General features: G+C 60.8%; 17 protein-coding genes and 1 pseudogene. 9 read left to right on the top strand and 9 right to left on the bottom strand.

Annotation, left to right across the window (positions count from 1 at the left end; genetic code table 11):
• Window positions 1–12: 12 nt before the first annotated feature.
• Both creB and creC read left to right on the top strand, forming a co-directional pair.
• The gene (gene creB / locus FQ182_RS00290) at window positions 13–690 is read left to right on the top strand and encodes a two-component system response regulator CreB (protein WP_149413483.1); all 678 of its coding nucleotides are present in this window, start codon (window positions 13–15) and stop codon (window positions 688–690) included.
• Window positions 690–2,117: a two-component system sensor histidine kinase CreC gene (gene creC / locus FQ182_RS00285; protein ID WP_149413430.1), complete on the top strand. Its 1,428-nt coding sequence runs from the start codon at window positions 690–692 to the stop codon at window positions 2,115–2,117. Before creB ends, creC begins: the two co-directional genes overlap by 1 nt.
• Here the strand turns inward: creC and FQ182_RS00280 are convergent.
• Entirely contained in the window at window positions 2,112–3,506 is a 1,395-nt protein-coding gene (locus tag FQ182_RS00280; RefSeq protein ID WP_149413431.1) for a PLP-dependent aminotransferase family protein, read from the bottom strand. The genes creC and FQ182_RS00280 overlap by 6 nt on opposite strands.
• 138 nt (window positions 3,507–3,644) lie before the next feature.
• Between FQ182_RS00280 and FQ182_RS00275 the strand changes: the two genes are divergently transcribed.
• The 6 genes from FQ182_RS00275 to creD all read left to right on the top strand — a co-directional run bounded on the left by FQ182_RS00275 (window position 3,645) and on the right by creD (window position 9,481).
• Window positions 3,645–4,835 carry a KamA family radical SAM protein gene (locus FQ182_RS00275; RefSeq protein WP_149413432.1) on the top strand — a complete coding sequence of 397 codons (1,191 nt, stop codon included), beginning with the start codon at window positions 3,645–3,647 and terminating at the stop codon, window positions 4,833–4,835.
• A gap of 5 nt (window positions 4,836–4,840) precedes the next feature.
• Entirely contained in the window at window positions 4,841–5,941 is a 1,101-nt protein-coding gene (locus FQ182_RS00270; RefSeq protein ID WP_178114365.1) for a histidinol-phosphate transaminase, read from the top strand.
• Entirely contained in the window at window positions 5,938–6,648 is a 711-nt protein-coding gene (locus FQ182_RS00265) for an AzlC family ABC transporter permease (protein WP_149413434.1), read from the top strand. Before FQ182_RS00270 ends, FQ182_RS00265 begins: the two co-directional genes overlap by 4 nt.
• Window positions 6,641–6,940, top strand: a complete 300-nt coding sequence (locus FQ182_RS00260) for an AzlD family protein (RefSeq protein WP_149413435.1) — start codon at window positions 6,641–6,643, stop codon at window positions 6,938–6,940. The genes FQ182_RS00265 and FQ182_RS00260 overlap by 8 nt, the downstream gene beginning before the upstream one ends.
• Before the next feature lie 105 nt (window positions 6,941–7,045).
• Window positions 7,046–8,005: a C-terminal binding protein gene (locus FQ182_RS00255; protein WP_149413436.1), complete on the top strand. Its 960-nt coding sequence runs from the start codon at window positions 7,046–7,048 to the stop codon at window positions 8,003–8,005.
• Between the two features lie 99 nt (window positions 8,006–8,104).
• Window positions 8,105–9,481, top strand: a complete 1,377-nt coding sequence (gene creD / locus FQ182_RS00250; protein ID WP_149413437.1) for a cell envelope integrity protein CreD — start codon at window positions 8,105–8,107, stop codon at window positions 9,479–9,481.
• Between the two features lie 89 nt (window positions 9,482–9,570).
• Here the strand turns inward: creD and FQ182_RS00245 are convergent, their stop codons facing one another.
• The 8 genes and pseudogenes from FQ182_RS00245 to FQ182_RS00215 all read right to left on the bottom strand — a co-directional run bounded on the left by FQ182_RS00245 (window position 9,571) and on the right by FQ182_RS00215 (window position 18,670).
• Complete coding sequence (locus tag FQ182_RS00245) at window positions 9,571–10,200, bottom strand: glutathione S-transferase family protein (RefSeq protein WP_149413438.1); 630 nt, start codon at window positions 10,198–10,200, stop codon at window positions 9,571–9,573.
• Window positions 10,201–10,236: 36 nt separating this feature from the next.
• Window positions 10,237–10,413, bottom strand: a complete 177-nt coding sequence (locus FQ182_RS29680; RefSeq protein ID WP_178114364.1) for a hypothetical protein — start codon at window positions 10,411–10,413, stop codon at window positions 10,237–10,239.
• Window positions 10,410–11,513 carry a PepSY domain-containing protein gene (locus FQ182_RS00240; protein ID WP_149413439.1) on the bottom strand — a complete coding sequence of 368 codons (1,104 nt, stop codon included), beginning with the start codon at window positions 11,511–11,513 and terminating at the stop codon, window positions 10,410–10,412. Before FQ182_RS00240 ends, FQ182_RS29680 begins: the two co-directional genes overlap by 4 nt.
• A gap of 63 nt (window positions 11,514–11,576) precedes the next feature.
• Window positions 11,577–14,002: pseudogene (locus FQ182_RS00235) on the bottom strand (TonB-dependent siderophore receptor).
• A 213-nt stretch (window positions 14,003–14,215) separates the two neighbouring features.
• Window positions 14,216–15,196, bottom strand: coding sequence for a FecR domain-containing protein (locus FQ182_RS00230; protein ID WP_149413440.1), 981 nt, complete (start codon window positions 15,194–15,196; stop codon window positions 14,216–14,218).
• Window positions 15,193–15,711, bottom strand: coding sequence for an RNA polymerase sigma factor (locus FQ182_RS00225; RefSeq protein WP_149413441.1), 519 nt, complete (start codon window positions 15,709–15,711; stop codon window positions 15,193–15,195). Before FQ182_RS00225 ends, FQ182_RS00230 begins: the two co-directional genes overlap by 4 nt.
• A gap of 320 nt (window positions 15,712–16,031) precedes the next feature.
• A complete protein-coding gene (locus tag FQ182_RS00220) occupies window positions 16,032–16,739 on the bottom strand; it encodes a PolC-type DNA polymerase III (RefSeq protein ID WP_149413442.1) in 708 nt (235 codons plus the stop codon).
• The gene (locus tag FQ182_RS00215; protein ID WP_306108721.1) at window positions 16,736–18,670 is read right to left on the bottom strand and encodes a putative nucleotidyltransferase substrate binding domain-containing protein; all 1,935 of its coding nucleotides are present in this window, start codon (window positions 18,668–18,670) and stop codon (window positions 16,736–16,738) included. The genes FQ182_RS00220 and FQ182_RS00215 overlap by 4 nt, the downstream gene beginning before the upstream one ends.
• A gap of 256 nt (window positions 18,671–18,926) precedes the next feature.
• On the opposite strand from FQ182_RS00215, the gene FQ182_RS00210 reads away from it, so the two are divergent.
• Window positions 18,927–19,373 carry a response regulator gene (locus tag FQ182_RS00210; RefSeq protein ID WP_149413443.1) on the top strand — a complete coding sequence of 149 codons (447 nt, stop codon included), beginning with the start codon at window positions 18,927–18,929 and terminating at the stop codon, window positions 19,371–19,373.
• The last annotated feature ends 61 nt before the right edge of the window (window positions 19,374–19,434 follow it).

The following is a 19,434-nucleotide window of genomic DNA, read 5'->3' as shown; positions in this document are numbered from 1 at the left end:
TGCTCGGACGCCATGCCTCATATCCTGATTGTCGAAGACGAAGCGGCGATAGCCGACACGCTGATTTTTGTCCTGCAAGGCGAAGGTTTCACCACTACATGGCTGACCCTCGGCCAGGCGGCGCTGGACCATCAGCGCCAGACCCCGGCCGATTTGATCATCCTGGACATCGGCCTGCCGGATATCACCGGCTTTGAAACCTGCAAACAATTGCGCCGCTTCAGCGAAGTGCCGGTGATGTTCCTCAGTGCCCGCGACGGCGAGATCGACCGGGTGGTGGGCCTGGAGATCGGTGCTGACGACTACGTGGTCAAACCCTTCAGCCCACGGGAAGTCGCGGCGCGGGTGAAGGCGATCCTCAAGCGCGTGGCGCCTGTCGCGGCATCGGCGAACGGCAGTCGGTTCCAGGTGGATCAGGAGCGGGTGCAAATCAGCTACGGTGGCCAGCTCCTGAACCTTACCCGCCATGAATTTCGCTTGCTCAACTGCCTGCTGGAGCAACCCGAGCGGGTGTTCAGCCGCGAGCAATTGCTGGATGCCGTGGGCGTGCCGGCGGACGCCGGTTATGAGCGCAATATCGACAGCCATATCAAAAGCCTGCGCAGCAAATTGCGTAGTGTTGCCGCCGAGGCTGAGCCGATCCAGACCCATCGCGGCCTGGGCTACAGCTACAGCCCGAGCCACAGCTGATGCGCCTGGGACTGCGGATTTTTCTGGTTTATGCGTTGTTTATCGGCCTGACCGGCTACTTTGTGCTTAGCACCGTGATGAAGGAAATTCGCCCAGGCGTGCGCCAGTCCACTGAAGAAACCTTGGTGGACACCGCCAACCTGCTGGCGGAAATCCTGCGAGACGACGTCAAGCAGGGCACCCTCGGGCAGAGTCATTGGCCGACGGTGCTCAAGGCTTACGGCGACCGTCAGCCCGGTGCGACCATCTGGGGCCTGGCGAAAAACCAGGTCAATCATCGCATCTACGTCACCGACGCCAAGGGCGTCGTGCTGCTCGATTCCAGTGGCGAAGCGGTGGGCCAGGACTACTCGAAATGGAACGACGTCTACCTGACCCTGCGTGGCGAGTACGGTGCCCGTTCGACCCGCAGCGATGCCGAAGACCCGGCTTCGTCGGTGATGCACGTGGGTGCGCCGATCCGCGATAACGGGCAGATCATCGGTGTGGTCACCGTGGCCAAGCCCAACAGCTCGCTGCAACCCTATGTCGACCGCACCGAGTGCCGTTTGCTGTGGTACGGCGCCGGGCTGGTGGCGCTGGGTTTGTTGCTCGGGGCGTTATTGTCCTGGTGGCTGAGTGCGGCGCTGCGGCGGTTGACGGCCTACGCCCAGGCGGTCAGCGAAGGGCGCCGCGCCGAGTTGCCGCATTATCGGGGTGGTGAGCTGGAACAACTGTCCACCGCCGTGGAACACATGCGCACCCAACTGGAAGGCAAGGCCTACGTCGAGCACTACGTGCATACCCTGACCCATGAATTGAAAAGCCCGCTGGCGGCGATTCGCGGCGCGGCGGAGCTGTTGCAGGGGGAAATGTCCCAGGCCCAGCAGCAGCGGTTTGTCGGCAATATCGACAGCGAAAGTGCGCGCTTGCAGCAGTTGATCGAACGCTTGCTGAACCTGGCCCAGGTCGAGCAACGCCAGGGCTTGGAAGAACAAAGCGCCTTGCCGCTGGCGGTGTTGGTGGACGAAGTGCTCAAGGCACAATGTGCGCGGATCGAAAGTGCCGGCTTGCAGGTGGAGCAGGGCATTGCGGCGCACCTCAGACTGTTCGGTGAACCCTTCCTGCTACGCCAGGCCTTGGGCAACCTGCTGGAAAACGCCCTGGATTTCACCCCGCCCGGCGGCACCTTGCGCTTCACCGCTCAGCGCCAGGACAAGCAGATTGAGCTGAGCCTGTTCAACCAGGCTGAAGCGATCCCCGACTACGCCTTGCCGCGCTTGAGTGAGCGCTTCTACTCGCTGCCACGGCCCGCCAGCGGGCGCAAAAGCACCGGCCTGGGGCTGAACTTCGTCGAAGAAGTGATGCAGTTGCACGGCGGGCGCTTGCAGATCGGCAATGTCGCCGGCGGAGTGTTAGTGGTGCTGTGGCTGCCGGCTGACTTATAGCTGGAACAGCCACTGAGCCTTGGTCGGGTCCAGGTGCGCCACGTTGATCCGTAGCCAGTTGCTCTTGTGGCCATCGGCGCTGAACAATTGACCGGGGGCCAGCAGGATGCCGTGTTTGTAGGCGCGCTCCAGAAACTCGTCAATTTGGTTCAGCCTGGGGTGACGTACCCAGAGGAACAAGCCGCCATCAGGCAGATGAAAAATCTCCCAACCCCAGCGCTGGAAACTGGCCTGGGCAATCGCCTGGTGGGTCTGCAACTTGCGCTGCACCAGGTTCAGGTGCCGCTCATAAATCCCATCCGACAGGATCGCGCTGAGAAAACGCTCGCAGAAGCTCGGCACGGCAACGCTGGTCAGCAGTTTCAAATCCGCCAGCGCGGCGATCAGGTGAGTCGGCGCCACCAGATAGCCCACCCGCAAACTGGCGGACAGGGTTTTGGAAAAGCTGCTGATATAAATCACCTTGCGCAAACCGTCGAGGGTCGCCAGGCGCGTACCGTGTTCACCGGCCAGGTCGCCGTAGACATCGTCTTCCACCAACAGCAGGTCGTACTGATAGGACAGCTGCAAAATCTGGAAGGCGTTCTGTGGGCTCAATGACGAACCGGTGGGGTTGTGAAATTGTGAGTTGATGAAGAACGCCTTGACCGGGCGACTGGCCAGAACCTTTTCCAGCGTCTCGATATCCGGGCCGTTTGGCAGGCGTGGGATACCGACCACGGTTGCACCACGCAGGGCCAGCAACTGCACCAGGTTGCTGTTGCACGGGTCGTCCACCAGCACACAGTCGCCCGGTTCAATAAGCTTGCGGATCACCAAATCCAGGGCCTGGGTGGCGCCGAGTGTGGTGAGCACCTGATCAGGATTGACCGTCAGCGCCAACTTGTTGTGCAGGTGCTGGGCCAGGTTCTGGCGCAGCGGCAGGTGGCCGAGCGGGTCGCCGTATTCGATCAGCGAGCTGTGGGCGAAGTTGGCAGTGCGCCGCACGATCCGCGCCAGGGCCTGGGTGTCGCGCCAGGTTGGTGGTAGCCAGCCGCAACCCAGCTTCATGCTGTAGGCATCACCGTGGAAAATCCGCCAGAAGGCGTTCAGGTTATCCTGGTCAGCGGCTTCCAGAGGCTCCAGCCGGATCGCAGCCAGTGGCTTGCTGGCCTGGGCCTCGACGAAAAAACCACGGCCCTGGCTGGCGCTGATAAAACCGTTGATTTCCAGGCGCTCGTAGGCGCTGACCACCGTGTGGTAGCTCAGGTCGTGTGTGGCGCAGAGTTTGCGAATCGACGGCAAGCGTTGCCCGGGCTTGATCTCGCCGCGTCCGATTGCGTCCTTGATGGCGCCCACCAGCTGCTCGATAACGGCAACATTGGGTGAGCGGTCTAGTATGAGTTCCATCCCTGTAACCTGTACCGCGAAGTGTTAGGGCGAATTTTCTAACAGTTATCACAGTGGGGCCAGTACTGTTTTTGGGTTATCGGGATTTCTGGCGTAAGTCTGGGCGGCAACGTTCAGCTTAATTCAGGAGGAATAGAGATGACTGAGGCCCTGTCACCGTGGGTATCGGCACTCCAGCACACCCACCAGTTGGCCGTGACCAACCTGGACAATTGGGGCGACTGGAAATGGCAGCAACGCAATGCGGTGACCAAGCTCGACGAGTTGCTTAGTTACTTCCCTGGCCTGGAGCAGGATGGCTGGCTGCAACGCATCGGCGAACACCTGGAAAACCGCAAGCTCACCGTAACGCCCTACACCCTGGGGCTGATCAAAGTCGATGAGCACATGCGGCCCCTGGCCAATGATCCGTTCTGGCGCCAACTGATTCCGGACTGGAACAGCAGCCCCATCACCCAGGCGCTGGGCTATGACGGCGAGTCGGAAAACTGGGAGTTGCCCGATGAAATGGTCACACCGATCTGCCAGCACAAATACGACAACCGCGTCATCCTGCGCCTGGCCAACGTCTGCCACGCCTACTGCCAGTTTTGCTACGAAGCGCTGCGCACCCTGGAAAAACAAACCGTCAAAAGCTCGATGCGCAAGCAGGACTGGCTCGACACCCTCGACTACATCCGCCAGAACCCGCAACTCGACGAAGTGATCCTCAGCGGCGGCGAGCCGTTGATGCATTCCGACAAGCACCTAGACGGCTACCTCAGTGACCTGCGGGCCATTCGCCCGAACCTGATCATTCGCCTGCACACCCGCGCGCTGACCTTCAATCCGTACCGCATCACCCCGCAACTGGTGGAGATCCTCGGTCGCCACGACGTCACCGCCATCGGCCTGCACATAGTCCATCCCCGTGAAGTGACCGAGGATTTCCTGGTGGCGGTCAAGCGCCTGCGCTCGGTATGCCCGATCCTGTTTGCCAACATCCCGCTGCTCAGTGGCATCAATGACGATTACGAGACCATGGCGGAGTTGTGCCTCAAGCTCTATCGCCACGGCATCCAGCCCCATTACCTGTACCACTTCATGCCGTTCTCCCCAGGCTCTCAGGCTTTTCGCACCGATATCAGCGCCGCCGTCGCCCTGGTCAGCCGCATGAAACGCCGGCTGTCCAACATCGCCGTGCCGGAATACGTGCTGCCCCACAAGACCGGCAAATACACGGTGCCCCTGGACTTGATCATCGGCCAGCCGACCCTTGAGCGGCGCAGTGATGGTGAGTACCTGCAGTACACCAATTGGCAGGGCCAATCCTGCACATTCCCGGAATGACCACTATGTTCAATCGTTTTGCCAGCCACCTGGTGGACCTGGATAACCCCAACCCGTTTCCCGGCATGGTCGCCTTCCAGCAGCGCACCGGCATACAGGTCGACCTGCGCCTGGGCGGCAACGAATGCCTTGATGCACCGCTGACTGCCCTGCGCGAGCAATATGGCGATGACTTCTGTGAGCACGCGCGGCTGTACGGCGATCCGCAAGCCTTTGCCCTGCGCCAGGCGCTGGCGACGGCCCACGGTTTTAATCCGGCGCAATTGTGCCTGGACAGCGGCGCCGATGCCGTCCTCGCCCTGTGCCTGCGGGCCTTGTGCGTGCCGGGGGATCGCGTGGTGTGCAGCGCCGGTACGTATCCGACCTTCGCTTATTTCGCCAGGGCCGCCGGGTGCGAGGTGATCGAAACCCCGTACCACCGCACCGACACCAGCCTGGCAGTGAACATTCCCGGCTTGTTGCTCGAAGCGGTGCGCTCCAGGGCCAAGGTGGTTTACCTGGCCAACCCGGACAACCCCACTGGCAGTTGGTGGTCGTCCGAGGCCATCGAGGAGCTGGCGGCGTCATTGCCCGAGGAATGCATCTTGTTGCTGGACGAGGCCTACCTGGATTTTTGCCCCGACCTGCAGATGAACAGCGAGCGGACGGTGGAAGGCTGCATCCGCGTGCGCTCGCTGTCCAAGGCTTACGCCTTGGCCGGGTTGCGCCTGGGATTTGCCCTGGCCGATACGGCCATCATCGACATGCTGAACAAGGTGCGCATTCACTACGCTGTCGGCGGCCTGGTGCAACATGCCGCCCTAGTCGTGTTGGCGGACCGGCCACACGCCGAGTCCATTCGGGTCAATAACGCCCTGTTGCGTGATGCCTTCAGCCAGCGTTTGCGCCGTGCGGGTTATCGGGTGCTGCCGTCCGGAACCAATTTCGTCAGCCTGTTGTTGCCGTCCAATGCTGCTGCGCAGCATTTGCAGGAGCACTTGCTGGATCATCGGATCGCCGTGCACCGGCCGCCACACCCGGCGTTCGCCAATTTGATCCGGGTCACAGTGTGCGAGGCCGCCCTGGAAGAGCGGGTGCTGGAATTGTTCGAGAGGGCCATGGAATGAAGCCTCAACTGCAATTTCGCGACGCCTTGCAGGATGCCTTGCCGATCGTCATCAGCGGCTTCGTCTTCGGCCTGGTGTTCGGGGTGTTGGCCAGCAAGGCCGGGCTGTCGCCCCTGGCCGCCACCTTCATGAGCCTGATGGTGTTCGCTGGGGCTTCGCAGTTTGTTGCGGTGGAGCAGTGGCAGTCCGGGCAGTTGTCGGTGGTGGCGATTGTGATGACGACGTTACTGGTCAACCTGCGACACTTGCTGATGAGCCTGTCGCTGCGACCGGCCTTTCGCAACGAGCCCAAACGCAAGTTGATCCCGGCGTTCGCCCTGTTGCTGATCGACGAAACCTGGGCGCTGGCCGAGCATCGATTCAAGCAGTCGGCGCCGTCCCTGCGTTACTTCGTGCAGGCGGGCTTGCTGATCTATTTCGGCTGGGTCGGCGGCACGCTGTTGGGCACGCAATTGGGCAGCCATATCCCACGGCCGACGGACTTTGGCCTGGACTTCACCTTTGTCGCGATGTTCCTGTCGTTGATGGTGTTGCTGTGGCGTCGCTCGCTGGACTTCTTCACTTGGCTACTCTCCGGCGTGATTGCTTTCTACGCCGCGCAATTGCCGGGTATCGGCCAGGCGTCGGTGGTGATTGCGGCGATTATCGCCAGTGCCCTGGTGGCCGCGCTCCCGCAGTCCGGGCAACTGGAGGCCGGCCATGAGTGAACTGGAACTGGCCGCGATCATCGGCATGGCCCTGGTCACCTACCTGACCCGTATCGGCGGCTTGCTGGTGACCGCCGAGCGCACGAGCCTGAACGGCTTTACCGAACGCTTCCTGAAGAACCTTCCGGCCGCGCTGCTGGCGGCGCTGATCAGCCCGAAACTGGCCACCGGCGATGTGTCGATCTGGCTGGCAGCGGCAATCACCGTGGCGGTGGTCTGGAAATTCAAAAACACCTTGCTCGGCGTCGCTGCGGGCACGTTTTCCTGCGCAGCGATTCGTTGGCTTATCTAAGGACAGTACAACGTCTGAAGACAGACGAACTCTGGACTTATTGTGGCGAGCGGGCTTGCCACAGGTATCAGCACTTTCAAAGAATGTGTCATCTAAGGACAGACCATGAAAATTGGAATCATCGACTCGCTTCACAACCGCTACGTGACCAAGGCCGACATCGAACAAGAGGTGTTTGGCGGGCGGGCTACCGTCTCGCTGTTCCAGACCGCCAGCGCCGATGACCTGCCGCAAGCAGCGTTGCAGTGCGACGGGTTGATCAGTTGGCATCTGGTGCCTTTGCAAGCGCCGTTTATCAACCGGCTGGAGCAATGCCGGGGCATCGTGCGTGCGGCAGTGGGTTTTGACAATATCGACTTGGTGGCTGCGCGCCAGCGCAATATCGAAGTGGCCAACGTGCCGGACTACGGCACCGAAGAGGTCGCCGATCATGCGGTGGCCATGGCTCTGTCGCTGCTGCGTCGGTTGCCGCGCGGTTATACGGTGGTGTCCCGTGGCAGTTGGGACTGGCGTGAAGTGGGCGCCTTGCCGCGCCTGAGCCAGTTGCAGGTGGGGATCATCGGGTGCGGGCGGATCGGCATGGCGGCGGCGTTGCGCTTCAAGGCGTTCGGCTGTCAGGTGAGTTTTTTCGATCCCCATGTGTGCAGCGGCGTGGAGAAGTCCCTGGGTATACAGCGGTGTGAAACCCTCGCCGAGCTGTTGCACAAGGTCGACCTGATAAGCATCCATGCACCGCTCAACGAGCAAACCCATCACCTGATCGGCCCTCGTGAGTTGGCGGCCCTCAGTGGCAAATATCTGATCAATACCGCACGCGGGCCGATCATCGACGGCCAGGCCTTGCGCGACGCGGTGGTCGACGGCCTGCTGGCCGGCGTCGGGCTGGATGTTTACGAGGATGAGCGCCAGGGCATCCCGGAGCAGTTCCTCGGCCGTGATGATGTGCTGCTGTCACCCCACGTTGCGTTCTACTCCGAGGCGGCACTTGCGGAGTTGCGGGCCAAGGCCGCGCAGGTGCTGTTGAGCATTCTGGAGAAGGGTAGCCACCGTAACGTGGTCAACTGACAGACCCCGCTGGAGAGTCTCCACAGATTCTCCACATCACCTCCACAAAGCCTCTACATACCCGCCACAAACTCTCCCCATTCAAACAGGGAGAAACCCATGAACCGCAGCCTGCTATTCAAACTGGGCGCCATCGCGCTGCTGATCCTGCTGTTGCTGATTCCGTTGCTGATGATCGACAGCATCATCAACGACCGCCAGCAGCTGCGCGACGGCGTGTTGATGGACATTGCCCGCAGCTCCAGCTACAGCCAGCGCCTAAGTGGCCCGGTGCTGGTGGTGCCTTATCGCAAGACCGTCCGCGAGTGGAAGCTCAATGAAAAGCTTAACAAGCGCTACGAGGAAACCCGTGAAGTGCGCGGTCGTCTGTATTTCCTGCCGGAGCATTTTGAGCTCGACGCCAAGGTGCAAACCGAACTGCGGGCACGGGGTATTTATCAGGCGCGGCTGTTCCATGCGGACAACCGCATCAGTGGCCGCTTTGTTTTGCCGGAGCAGTTGGGCATCAAGGAAAACTTTGCCGATTACCAGTTTGACCAGGGATTTCTGGCGGTGGGCATCAGCGATATTCGCGGTATCGAAAATGCCCTGAAACTGGAGCTGGGCACTCAGCGCCTGGAGTTTTCACCGGGCACCCAGGTCGGTTGGCTGGGGGAAGGGGTGCATGTGATGTTGCCCCAGCAAGACAGCAAGAAACCGGCGCCCCTGGATTTCGCTTTCGACCTGCGCTTGCAAGGCACCGAGCAATTGCAAGTGGTGCCAGTGGGCAAGACCAGCCAGGTCAAGCTGGCGTCCAACTGGCCGCATCCGAGTTTTATCGGCAACTTCCTGCCAGCCCAGCGGGAGATCTCCGCCGAAGGCTTCACCGCCAATTGGCAGACCTCGTTTTTCTCCACCAACCTGGAAGAAGCCCTGCGCGGTTGTCTGTCGGAGCGCGGCTGTGAAGACTTCAACGGCCGCAGCTTTGGCGTGAGCTTTATCGACCCAGTGGACCAGTACCTCAAGAGCGATCGGGCGATCAAATATGCGCTGCTGTTTATCGCCCTGACCTTTGCCGGCTTCTTCCTCTTTGAGGTGCTCAAAAGCCTGGCGGTGCACCCGATCCAGTACGCGCTGGTGGGCGTGGCCCTGGCGTTTTTCTACCTGCTGCTGTTGTCACTCTCCGAGCACATCGGTTTTGCCCTGGCGTACCTGATCTCGGCCAGTGCCTGTGTGTTGTTGATTGGTTTTTATGTCTGCCATGTGTTGCGCAGCCTGGCCCACGGCTTGGGCTTTTCGGCGGGGTTGGCGGCGTTGTATGGCTTGTTGTACGGGTTGCTGAGTGCCGAGGATTACGCGCTGTTGATGGGCTCGCTGTTGCTGTTCGGCCTGCTGGGCACGGTGATGGTGCTGACGCGCAAACTGGACTGGTATGGCGTGGGCAAACACAAAACGGTCGAGCCGCTGGAGTTTGATCTGGAGGCGGTACATGAGTAGGTCATTGGGGTTGCGCGAAGACCAGCGGGTGGGTGCGCAGTTGGTGGCGAGGCTTATTACGTTGTTTCCCCCGCCACCGACATTACCGGTCAAACCGGCGGCTGGGTCTCCAGCATCGACGGCCGCTGGCTGACTTCGGCATACCAGGCTGCCAGCCTTGGGTTATCCAACCGCCACTGCATATCCGGGTGGCGGAAATCCAGGTACCCCAAGGCACAGGCCACGCTGATGGCTGCTACGTCGAAATGGCTGGCCAGTTCGGCAATGGCGTCCCGTTCCAGTTCAGCGAGGGTGCGGCGGATCTTGTTGCGCTGCTCTTCCAGCCACTGGTCCCAGTGCTTGTCCGGCGGGCGCAGGGCGGTTTCATAGCGCATCAGCACGGCGGCATCCATGATCCCGTCGGCCATCGAGGCAAGGGTCAGACGCCGCCAGCGGGCCGAGCCTTCGCGGGGGATCAACGGGTTGCCGACGTGCTGGTGGTCGAAATAATCGAGGATTACCCGGCTGTCGTGCAACACATTGCCGTCGGCCAGGCGCAAGGCCGGGATCTTGCCCACCGGGTTGCCCTGGTTCAGTTCAGCAGCAGGATTGACCGGTGTGACCAGCACGGCCTGCAAGGCCACACGGTCCTGCTGGCCGGTCTCGTACAGCAGCACCCGGACCTTGCGAGCGAAGGGTGAGGCGGGGTTGTGGAACAACGTCATGCTTGGGGCGGACATGGAAATTCCTCGGAATAGGGCAGGGCCTAGCCTATCTCAACGCTTGAACAACGCCCAAGCTCCAATCACCGCCGGTATCCCCAGCCCGATCCAACTCAAGGAGTCCCAAGCGCCATCCCCCAGCAACGCCGCGAACAAACCCGCCGCGCTGAGCAAGCCAATCCCCAGCGGAGCGCTGAACACCTTCCAGAAACTCGACTGCCGGGGCTTCATGGCTTGGCCGCCTTGCGCCGTACCTGCCATAAGTACACGCCACTGCCCAGGACGATGATGGTCAGCACATCCAGCACCGCCCAGAGGATTTTCATCGGCATGCCGCCGTAGTCACCAAAATGCAGCGGTTGGGACATGCCCATGGCGTCCATGTACCACGGCCGTTCGGCGATGGCGCTCACTTGCAGCGTGCTGGCGTCGATCAGTACCGGTGTCAGCAAGTGCGAAGTCAGGTGGGTGCTGCCTTTCATGAACACCGCGTAATGGTGCTCGCTGGAAAAGCGCGTGCCAGGGAAGGCGATAAAGTCAGGCGTCATGCCGGGTGCGGCGTTTTCGGCGATCTTCAGCAGGTCCGTGGCGGGTGCGCGCAAGGTCAGCGGCGGGGCATTTTTGTAGGGCTCGATCATCGCGCTGAGGCTGTCATTGCGCCAGGCAGCGATGATCAGGTCGGCGCAGGCGCTGATCACGCCGGTTACGCCCACCACCAGCGCCCAGGTCAGGGTGACGACGCCGATCAGGTTGTGCAGGTCGAGCCAGCGCAGGCGGGTTGATTTGTCCTGGCGCACCGTGGCGAACTTCAGCCGGCGCATGAACGGCAGGTACAACACTGTGCCGGAGATGATCGCCAGCACAAACAGGATGCCCATGAACGCCAACAGCAACTTGCCCGGCAGGCCGGCGAACATGTCGACGTGCAGGCGCAGCAGGAACAGCGTTAGCCCGCCATTGGCTGACGGCGTTTCTACGGCTTCGCCGGTGCGGGCGTCGAGCATGAAGGTGTGGGACGAGTTGGGTTCGGTACCGGCGGTGGCAGCCATGATGGCGATCACGCCGTTTTTGTCATCCTCGTCCCAGGCCAGGTATTGCATGGCTTCGCCGGGACGGTGGGCCTGCGCCGCCGTCACCAGTTGTTCCAGGTTCAGTTGCGGCGTGTCGGCGGGCATCTGCTGCAACTCGGGCTCGTTGCCTAGCAGGTGGTCGATCTCGTGGTGAAAGATCAACGGCAGGCCGGTCAGTGCCAGCATCAGCAGGAATACAGTGCAGATGAGGCTGGCCCAGGTGTGGATGAAGGACCAGCGGCGGATGGTTTTGCTTTTCATTTCATAGCCTTTAGACAAACCAAAGCCGCCCCCTTGGGACGGCTTGGTTATTAACTCAGCCAACTACCACTGATAGGTGGCACTGGCGACCACACTGCGTTGATCGCCGTAGTAGCAGTAGGAACCATCACAGGTGGAAATGTAGTCCTTGTCGAACAGATTGGTGGCGTTCAGTTTCAAGGATGCACCTTTGAGGCTGTTGTCCAGGCGGCCGAGGTCGTAATGCACGGCGGCATCGAACACCGTGTATGCATCGGCTTTGCCTAGCCAGGTATTGCCCTGGTCGCCATAAGTATTACCGGTGTAGCGGGCACCAGCGCCAATGCCGAAACCGTCGAGCACGCCGGTATGCCAGGTGTAGTCAGTCCACAAGGAGGCTTGCTGATTTGGCATCAGTTGCAGACGATTGCCTTTGTATTGGCCTTTTTGCACCTCGGACTTGGCCAGAGTGTAGGCGGCGATAACCTTGAGGTTCTCGGTCACGTCAGACACCGCTTCCAGTTCCAGGCCCTTGACCTTCACTTCGCCGGTCTGGTCGGTGATTGTGGTACCACCCGCCCCGAAGCTGGTGACCAGCACATTTTTTTGGGTCAGGTCGTAGACCGCAGCACTGAGCAGCGTGTTTGAACCGGGCGGCTGGTACTTGATCCCCAGTTCCCATTGCTTGCCTTCGGTGGGCTTATACGACTTGACAGGGTCTACGCTGGCGTTGCTCGCTGGCTGGAACGATTCGGCGTAGGAGATATACGGTACAAAGCCCGAATCGAACACATAGCTCAGCGCGGCGTTGCCACTGAAGTTCTTGCTGCGGTCGGTGTTGGTCGCATCGTTCTTGTTGAAGTAAGTGGTGCTTTGGTGCACCCAGTCTTCACGACCACCCAGGGTCAGGCGCCACTTGTCCAGGGCCATCTGGTCCTGCACGTAGAGGCCAGTCTGCACGGTTTTCTGGTTGTAGTCGTAGTACGCATCGGAGCGCGCCGGGCGCACGATCGGCTGGCCGTAGGTCGGGTTGAAGATGTTGGTGGTCCCGCCGTCGCCATAAATCGACAGATACGAAGTGTCTGTGCGTTGATGATCCAGGCCCAGCAGCAGGGTGTGGGTGATGTCACCGGTGGCGAAGTCGGCCTGGAAATTGTTATCGACCGCGAACTGACCGATGTTCTCGTCAACGTTGGTCGACGAGCGGCTGATATTGCCCTCAGCATCAGCCGGGGAGTAGCCATAGGAGCCCACGGTCAGTTGCTGAAAGGACAGCTCTGATTTGGTATAGCGCAGGTTCTGCTTGAACTGCCAGGTATCGTTGAAGCGATGCTCGAAGGCGTAGCCCAGTGCGTAGTAGGTGCGGTCGTAGAACTCGTAGTCCGGGTCGCCCAGGTTCTTGTGATGTGACACCTCGCCAAGTGGCGACTTGATCTTGGTGCCCTGAATCGGCAGGAACTGGCTGGTGGTGCCGGTATCGTCGCGGGTGAACTGCGAGAGCAGGGTCAGCTTGGTGTCGGTATTGATGTTCCAGGTCAGGCTAGGGGCGATGTTGTAGCGCTTGTTGTCGATGTGATCGACCTGGGTGCCGGCATCGCGCACGACGCCGCTGACGCCGTAGAGAAACTGACCTTCATCATCGATCTTGCCGGTGCTGGCGAAGTTGATCTGGCGATAGTTGTCGCTGCCGTACTGTACTTGGATGGCATTGCTCGACTCAGAGCTGGGACGCCTGCTGACCATGTCCAGCAGGCCGCCCGGCGGGGTCTGGCCGTAGACCGACGAGGCCGGGCCACGCAGCAGCGCGATACGATCGAGGTTCCAGGTTTCTGATTTCGGGTTGGCGTAAACGCCTCTAGGCAGCGGCAGGCCGTCGAGGAATTGCGTAGGTTCGAAGCCACGTACACGCATCCAGTCGTAGCGGGTGTCACTGCCGTAGCTGGCGGAAACAATACCGGGCATGTAACGAACAGCGTCATCAAGGTTTTGTACGTTGCGGTCCTGCATTTGCTCGCGAGTGGCGATAGAAATCGAGCGCGGTGCTTCGACTAGTGCGGTATCAGTCTTGGTACCAGCCGCAGTGCGAGTAGCAACATAACCCTCCACCGGCCCCCAGGCGCTTTCGTAGTTGGCCTGACCGGTAATGTTGGTCTCCGGCAGCGACACAACGCCTTCAGGAGTCGCTACCAGACTGAATGTCCCGGCGCTGCTTTGCTCCAACTGCAAACCTGTCCCACGCAATGCCTCGCGCAACGCGCCCTGTGCATCGTACTGTCCCTTGACCGGCGTCGAGGTCTTGCCCGAAGCCAGCGACGGGTTGAGGGTCAGCGCCAGGCCGGCCTGGCGATCTGGTTCAGGGTGCTGGCTAACGGTGCGGCCGGCAGGTTGTAGGAGCGCACGCTGGACGCCTGTTCGGCAGCCATCAGCAGAGGGCTGGCCAGCGGGGAGCAGAAGGCAATGGCCACGGCTAACAGGCTGGGGCGCAACAAGGTGTCTAGCGAGCGGGACATGGGGCGGCTCCTGAATGAAAGTATTTCTCAATTGCCTATGTGCCGAGCGAGATTCAAAAAGTGATAGGGCTGAATGAAAATAATTTCTATCTGGCTTTCCCCCATAGCAGCAAGCTGTCGAGCTTTAGCGAGGCTGCGCCGGGTGCGACTCGGTGCTGGGAGCTGATCTGAAGGCGGTGATGTAGCCGACGTAGCCTCGCTAAAGCTCGACAACTATGGGTTGTTCGCTGTTTTGGCCACTACCGTCACCCACCACGGCGAGCGCTGCTGGATCTGCACCGGCAAGGTTGGTAACAGGGCATTCAACGCCAGATCCGTATCGTGCAGCGGGAAGCTGCCGGTGATCCGCAGGTCTGCCACTTGCTTGTCCACGCCCAAGTGCCCGGTGCGATAGCGCCCCAGCTCTTCAACCACATCCCCCAGCCGCGCGTCTTCCACCACCAGCATGCCGCGGGTCCAGGCGTCGGTGCCGGGGGCTACGGCCAGCAGCGGGCCAAGGCCATCGCTGCGCATCAGCACTTGCTGGCCTTGCTTGAAAATCTGTTCCTGATGCAATGCTTCTGGCTGGGCGGCGACGGCAGACTGCAAGACGCTGAGCCGCGTGCCGTCGTCCTCGCGCTTGACGATAAACCGCGTGCCCAGGGCCCGCAGGCTGCCCTCGCGGGTTTCGACGATGAACGGGCGGGCGTCGTTGTGGCCGGTTTCGATGAGGATTTCGCCTTCCTGCAACACGATCAGCCGGCGTTTTTCGTCGAAGCGCACATCAATGGCGCTATGGGTGTTGAGGTTGATCACGGTGCCATCCGCCAGCTTCAGCGTGCGCTGCTCGCCGGTGGCGGTGCGCTGGTCGGCCAGCCAATAGTTGATCGGCACGTAGCGTTGCCCAGTGAACAGCGCAAGGCCCAGCACCAACACCACACTGGCCAGGCCGCTGCCGAGTTTGCGCACCTGGCGACGAATGCTTTCGCGCGACTGCAACAAGGCCGAGCGCGCCGGGCCCGATGCCACGCTGAAACGCTGATCGAGCATGCCCAGCTGGCGCCAGGCGCGGGCGTGTTCCTCATTGCTGGCCAGCCACTTGCTGAACTCTTCGTGCTCCACGGCACTGCCGTCCCCGGAGTCCAGGGACAGTTGCCAGGCGATGGCTGCGTCCAGCACCCGCGCCGATACTGGTTTGGAGCTGAACTGATTCACAGCGGCTCGCCATACAGGGCGATGTAGCACTGGCGGATGCCCTGGGCCAGGTATTGCCGCACGCGCGGCACGGAGACCCCCAGGCGCTGGGCGATTTCGGCGTGGCCCATGCCATCGAGGCGGTTATAGAGGAAGGCGGCGCGGGCCTTGCTGGAGAGTTTGCCGAGCAAACGGTCGATGGCCTTGAGGTCTTCGAGGATCAGTTGCTGTTCTTCCGGGGAGGGATGCTCGCTTTCCGGGATCAGCATCAGTTCGGTGAGGTAGGCCTGCTCCAGGGCGGCGCGGCGGAAATAATCGAACAGCAGGCCTTTGGCGATGGCCACCAGGAATGCCCGGGGTTCGCGGGGTTCGCGCAAATCTTCACGGCTCAGCAGGCGCATGAAGGTGTCCTGGCTCAGGTCTTCGGCACGGCTGGGGCAGGCCACATTGCGTCGCAGCCACGCCAACAGCCAGCCGCGATGGTCGCGATATAACGCGCCAACAAGCTCACTGTGGGGACTTTGGGCTGACGACAAGGCAACACCGATCGAGAAGTTTAAACTAACGAGAATTATTCGCGATTGTGTCAGAGGTGAAGGGTGGGTGCAATTGGCGTTGGTCGGGTAGGGGCGTTATGACACCCTTTGTGGCAAGCCCGCTCTGCCTAATGCCGGTAAGTTAAGGAAATGGAGCGCCTAACATTACCCTGTGGCGAGCGGGCTTGCCCGCGTTGGGCTGCGCAGCAGCCCCAATCAGGCCAGCGCATTTTTCCAGTTAAACCGTGATTTCAGGTTTTAGGGCCGCTTCGCGCCCCAACGCGGGCAAGCCCGCTCGCCACAGGGTTTTGTGTTCAAGCTTAAAAGGACGGGGCCTGCTTGCGGCGCTTCCATTGGCTCAATCGCTGCTGCAACAGCAGCGGGCTATCGATTTGCTGCCGCCGTGCCCGGCTGAACAAAATCAACATCAGCTCCGCCGTGGCCAACGCATCGGCACTGGCGTGATGACGTTCGCCCACCTGCAGCTTGAAGTGCTCGATCCAGTCATCCAGCCCGGCCTCGCGGATGTTGGCCTGCGGGCACAAAAACGGGGCGATGTCGGCGACATCGAGAAACGTATGGGCCAGGCGATAGCCCAGGCTGTCCTTGAGCGCCCGCCCCAGCATGTGTTGATCGAACGGTGCATGAAACGCTAACAACGGGCTGTCGCCGACAAACGCCATGAAGTCCAGCAGCGCCTCGACTGGGTCGCTGCCGGCGGCGATGGCGCTGGGGCCCAGGCCGTGGATCAACACGCTGGGGCTGAGTTTGGTTTCGGCCCGTTGCAGGGTACGTTCGAACAGCTGGGAAAAGTCGATGGCCCCGTCTTCGATCACCACGGCACCGATGGACAGTACCTGATCGCGATTGAGGTTCAGGCCGCTGGTTTCCAGGTCCAGCACTACCCAGCGTTGCCCGCGCAATGAGCCTTCACCAAGCGCTTGCGGTGGCGGCAATTGCGCCAGACGGGCGTGTTGCCCGGCATCCAGTCCCGGCTTGGCCGCGCGCAGCCAACTGAACAGACTCACAGCTGATACCGTAGCGTCAGGCTGCTTTGCAGGCGCTGGGCCTGGCGCAGTGATTCGCGCAGGATGCGCCGGTCGAGGTGGTTGAGGCTGTCGGGGTCGACGCGATTGGAGTAAGGCTGATTCTCGCGGGTTTGCAGTTGGTGCTGCTGCATGCGGGTTTGCTGGATAAAGTGGTAGGCCTCTTCGTAGGCAGCGCCGTCCAGCCGTTCGATGACTTCCTTGTCCACCAGTTGGCGCAAGCGCTCCAGGGTGTTGTTGGCTTTGATGCCATTAGCCAAGGCCAGCAGGCGCGCGCCGTCGACAAAAGGCGTGAGCCCCTGAACCTTGAGGTCGAGGGTGGCTTTGTCATTACCCTTACGGGTCAGCACAAAATCTCGGAAACGCCCCACGGGCGGGCGTTGGCGCAACGCGTTCTCGGCCAGCATGCGCTGGAACAAGCGGTTGTCCGCCACCTGGTCGAGAATGCCCTGGCGCAGTTGATCACAACCCGTCTCGTCGCCCCAGACCACCCGCAAGTCGAAATAGATGCTGGATTTGAGCAGGTTTTCCGGCGTTGCTTGGCGAATAAAGCCGGCAAAGCGCCGCGCCCACTCACCGCGCGACAGGCACAGTTCCGGGTTGCCGGCCATGATATTGCCCTTGCATAGCGTAAAACCGCACAGCGCCAGGCTCTGGTTGATCTGTTGCGCCAGTGGCAACAGGCGGCCGCGAATTTCGGCAGCTTCGGCAGCATCCTTGGCGTCAAACAGAATGCCGTTGTCCTGGTCGGTATACAGCGTTTGCTCGCGTCGGCCTTCGCTACCGAAACACAGCCAACTGAAGGCCACGCCGGGGTCGCCCTTGTCCGCCAGGGTCAGTTCGATGACCCGGCATACGGTGTGATCGTTGAGCAGCGTAATAATGTGGGTGATTTGGGCCGACGACGCGCCGTGGGCCAGCATGCGTTCCACCAACTGGCCGATTTCGCCACGGATCGCCACCAGGTTTTCCACCCGTGGCGCGTTGCGAATGGTGCGGGCCAGGTGCACCAGGTCGACCCGTTGCAGGGAAAACAGGTCGCGCTCGGAGACCACGCCACACAAACGCTGATCCTTGACCAGGCACACGTGGGCAATATGCCTTTCAGTCATGGCGATGGCCGCATCGAAGGCGCTGTGGTCCGGGGTCAGGAAGAACGGCGCCTGGGTCATATGGCGCTCGATGCCCTGGGTGAAATCGCTGGTGCCGTCGGCCACCACCTGGCGCAGGTCCCGCAGGGTGAAAATTCCCAGGGGCGCCTTGTGCTCATTCACCACCACAATACTGCCGACCTGTTGCTCATGCATCAGCGTCACGGCCTCGCGCAGCGGCGTTAGTGGGCTGCACGTCACCGGATGACGCATGGCCAGTTCGCCCAGGCGCGTGTTTAACGAGTATTGAGTGCCGAGGGTTTCCACAGCTTTTTGCTGGACTTGTTGGTTGACCTGATCCAGAAGGCTGCTCACCCCGCGCAAGGCGAAGTCGCGAAACGGGCTGGACAGTGCGAACAGCTTGATGAAGGCCGGTTTGTTTAATTGCAGGCAGAAGGTGTCTTCGGCGGCCTTGTGCTCGGTGCGGGTTGCCCGTTCCCCTAGCAGCGCTGCCAGGGGGAAGCATTCGCCGGTGGTGATTTCGAAGGTGGTTTCGGTGCCGCTCTTGGCCGAATGCGGCCGTTCGCCGATCACGCGCCCCTGCTTGACGATATAGAAGTGCTCTACCGGCCCGCCCGAGGGTTTGAGAATGCTCTCGCCGGGGCCGTAGAAGCGCAATTGGCACTGTTCCACCAGAAACGCCAGGTGGGCATTTTCCATTTGGTTGAACGGCGGGAAGCGTTGCAGAAATTGCAGGGTGCCGTGGATGTTCTGCAACACAGCAGTTTTCCCCGCTTGTGTGAAAGCATCAGCTTTACTCATAAACATGACCGCAGTTTTTTTGTCGTTATCGTCCTTCATGGTCGACTCCTGCGCTACGAGTGCCCATTGGACGTAAGTCTAGGTAGCTATACCAAGACATGTGACTTCCACAACTAGGGAAAAACCTTACATGAATATCGTCCAAACTCCGTAGAACGCCCACTAGGCAAACTTTCCGACGAAGTGCACATTGAGCGCCCTTCTGGTGATGTCTGACTTCTGTGCTGGGAGATTGATCAGAACTGCCGAGAAACGTATGTCCGACCACGATATTTTGAGTGATGCCGAGCGCGAGGCGCTGAGCGCCGTAATGCAGGAGCCTAATTTGCCGCCACAACGGGTCTTGATCGTGGACGACGACAAGGACTCCCGTGAACTGTTGGCGGAGATCCTTGGCCTGGATGGCATTCGCTGTATGACGGCTGAGAGTGGCGAGGCCGCGTGGGATTTATTGAAATCCAGCAGCTCCATCGGTTTGCTGATCACCGACCTGCGCATGGCACCGAGTAACGGGTTGGAATTGATTCGCCAGGTGCGGGGGTCCACCCGGGCCGCGTTGCCGATCATCATCATGTCCGGGGATGCCGAGGCCCCCGATGTGATTGATGCCATGCACTTGAGTGTGGTGGACTTTCTGCTCAAGCCGATTGATAGCGTGAAGCTGGCAAAGTTGGTGAAGCGGGAGTTGGGGATGGCGCCTTAGGTTCGAACTCAAAATGCAGCATCACAAAAAAGCCCTGATCTCTCGACCAGGGCTTTGTTGT

Origin of the sequence: Pseudomonas sp. ANT_H4 (assembly GCF_008369295.1) — a bacterium.
Classification (GTDB): Bacteria; Pseudomonadota; Gammaproteobacteria; order Pseudomonadales; family Pseudomonadaceae; genus Aquipseudomonas.
This window is presented reverse-complemented; position numbering and strand designations above follow the sequence as displayed.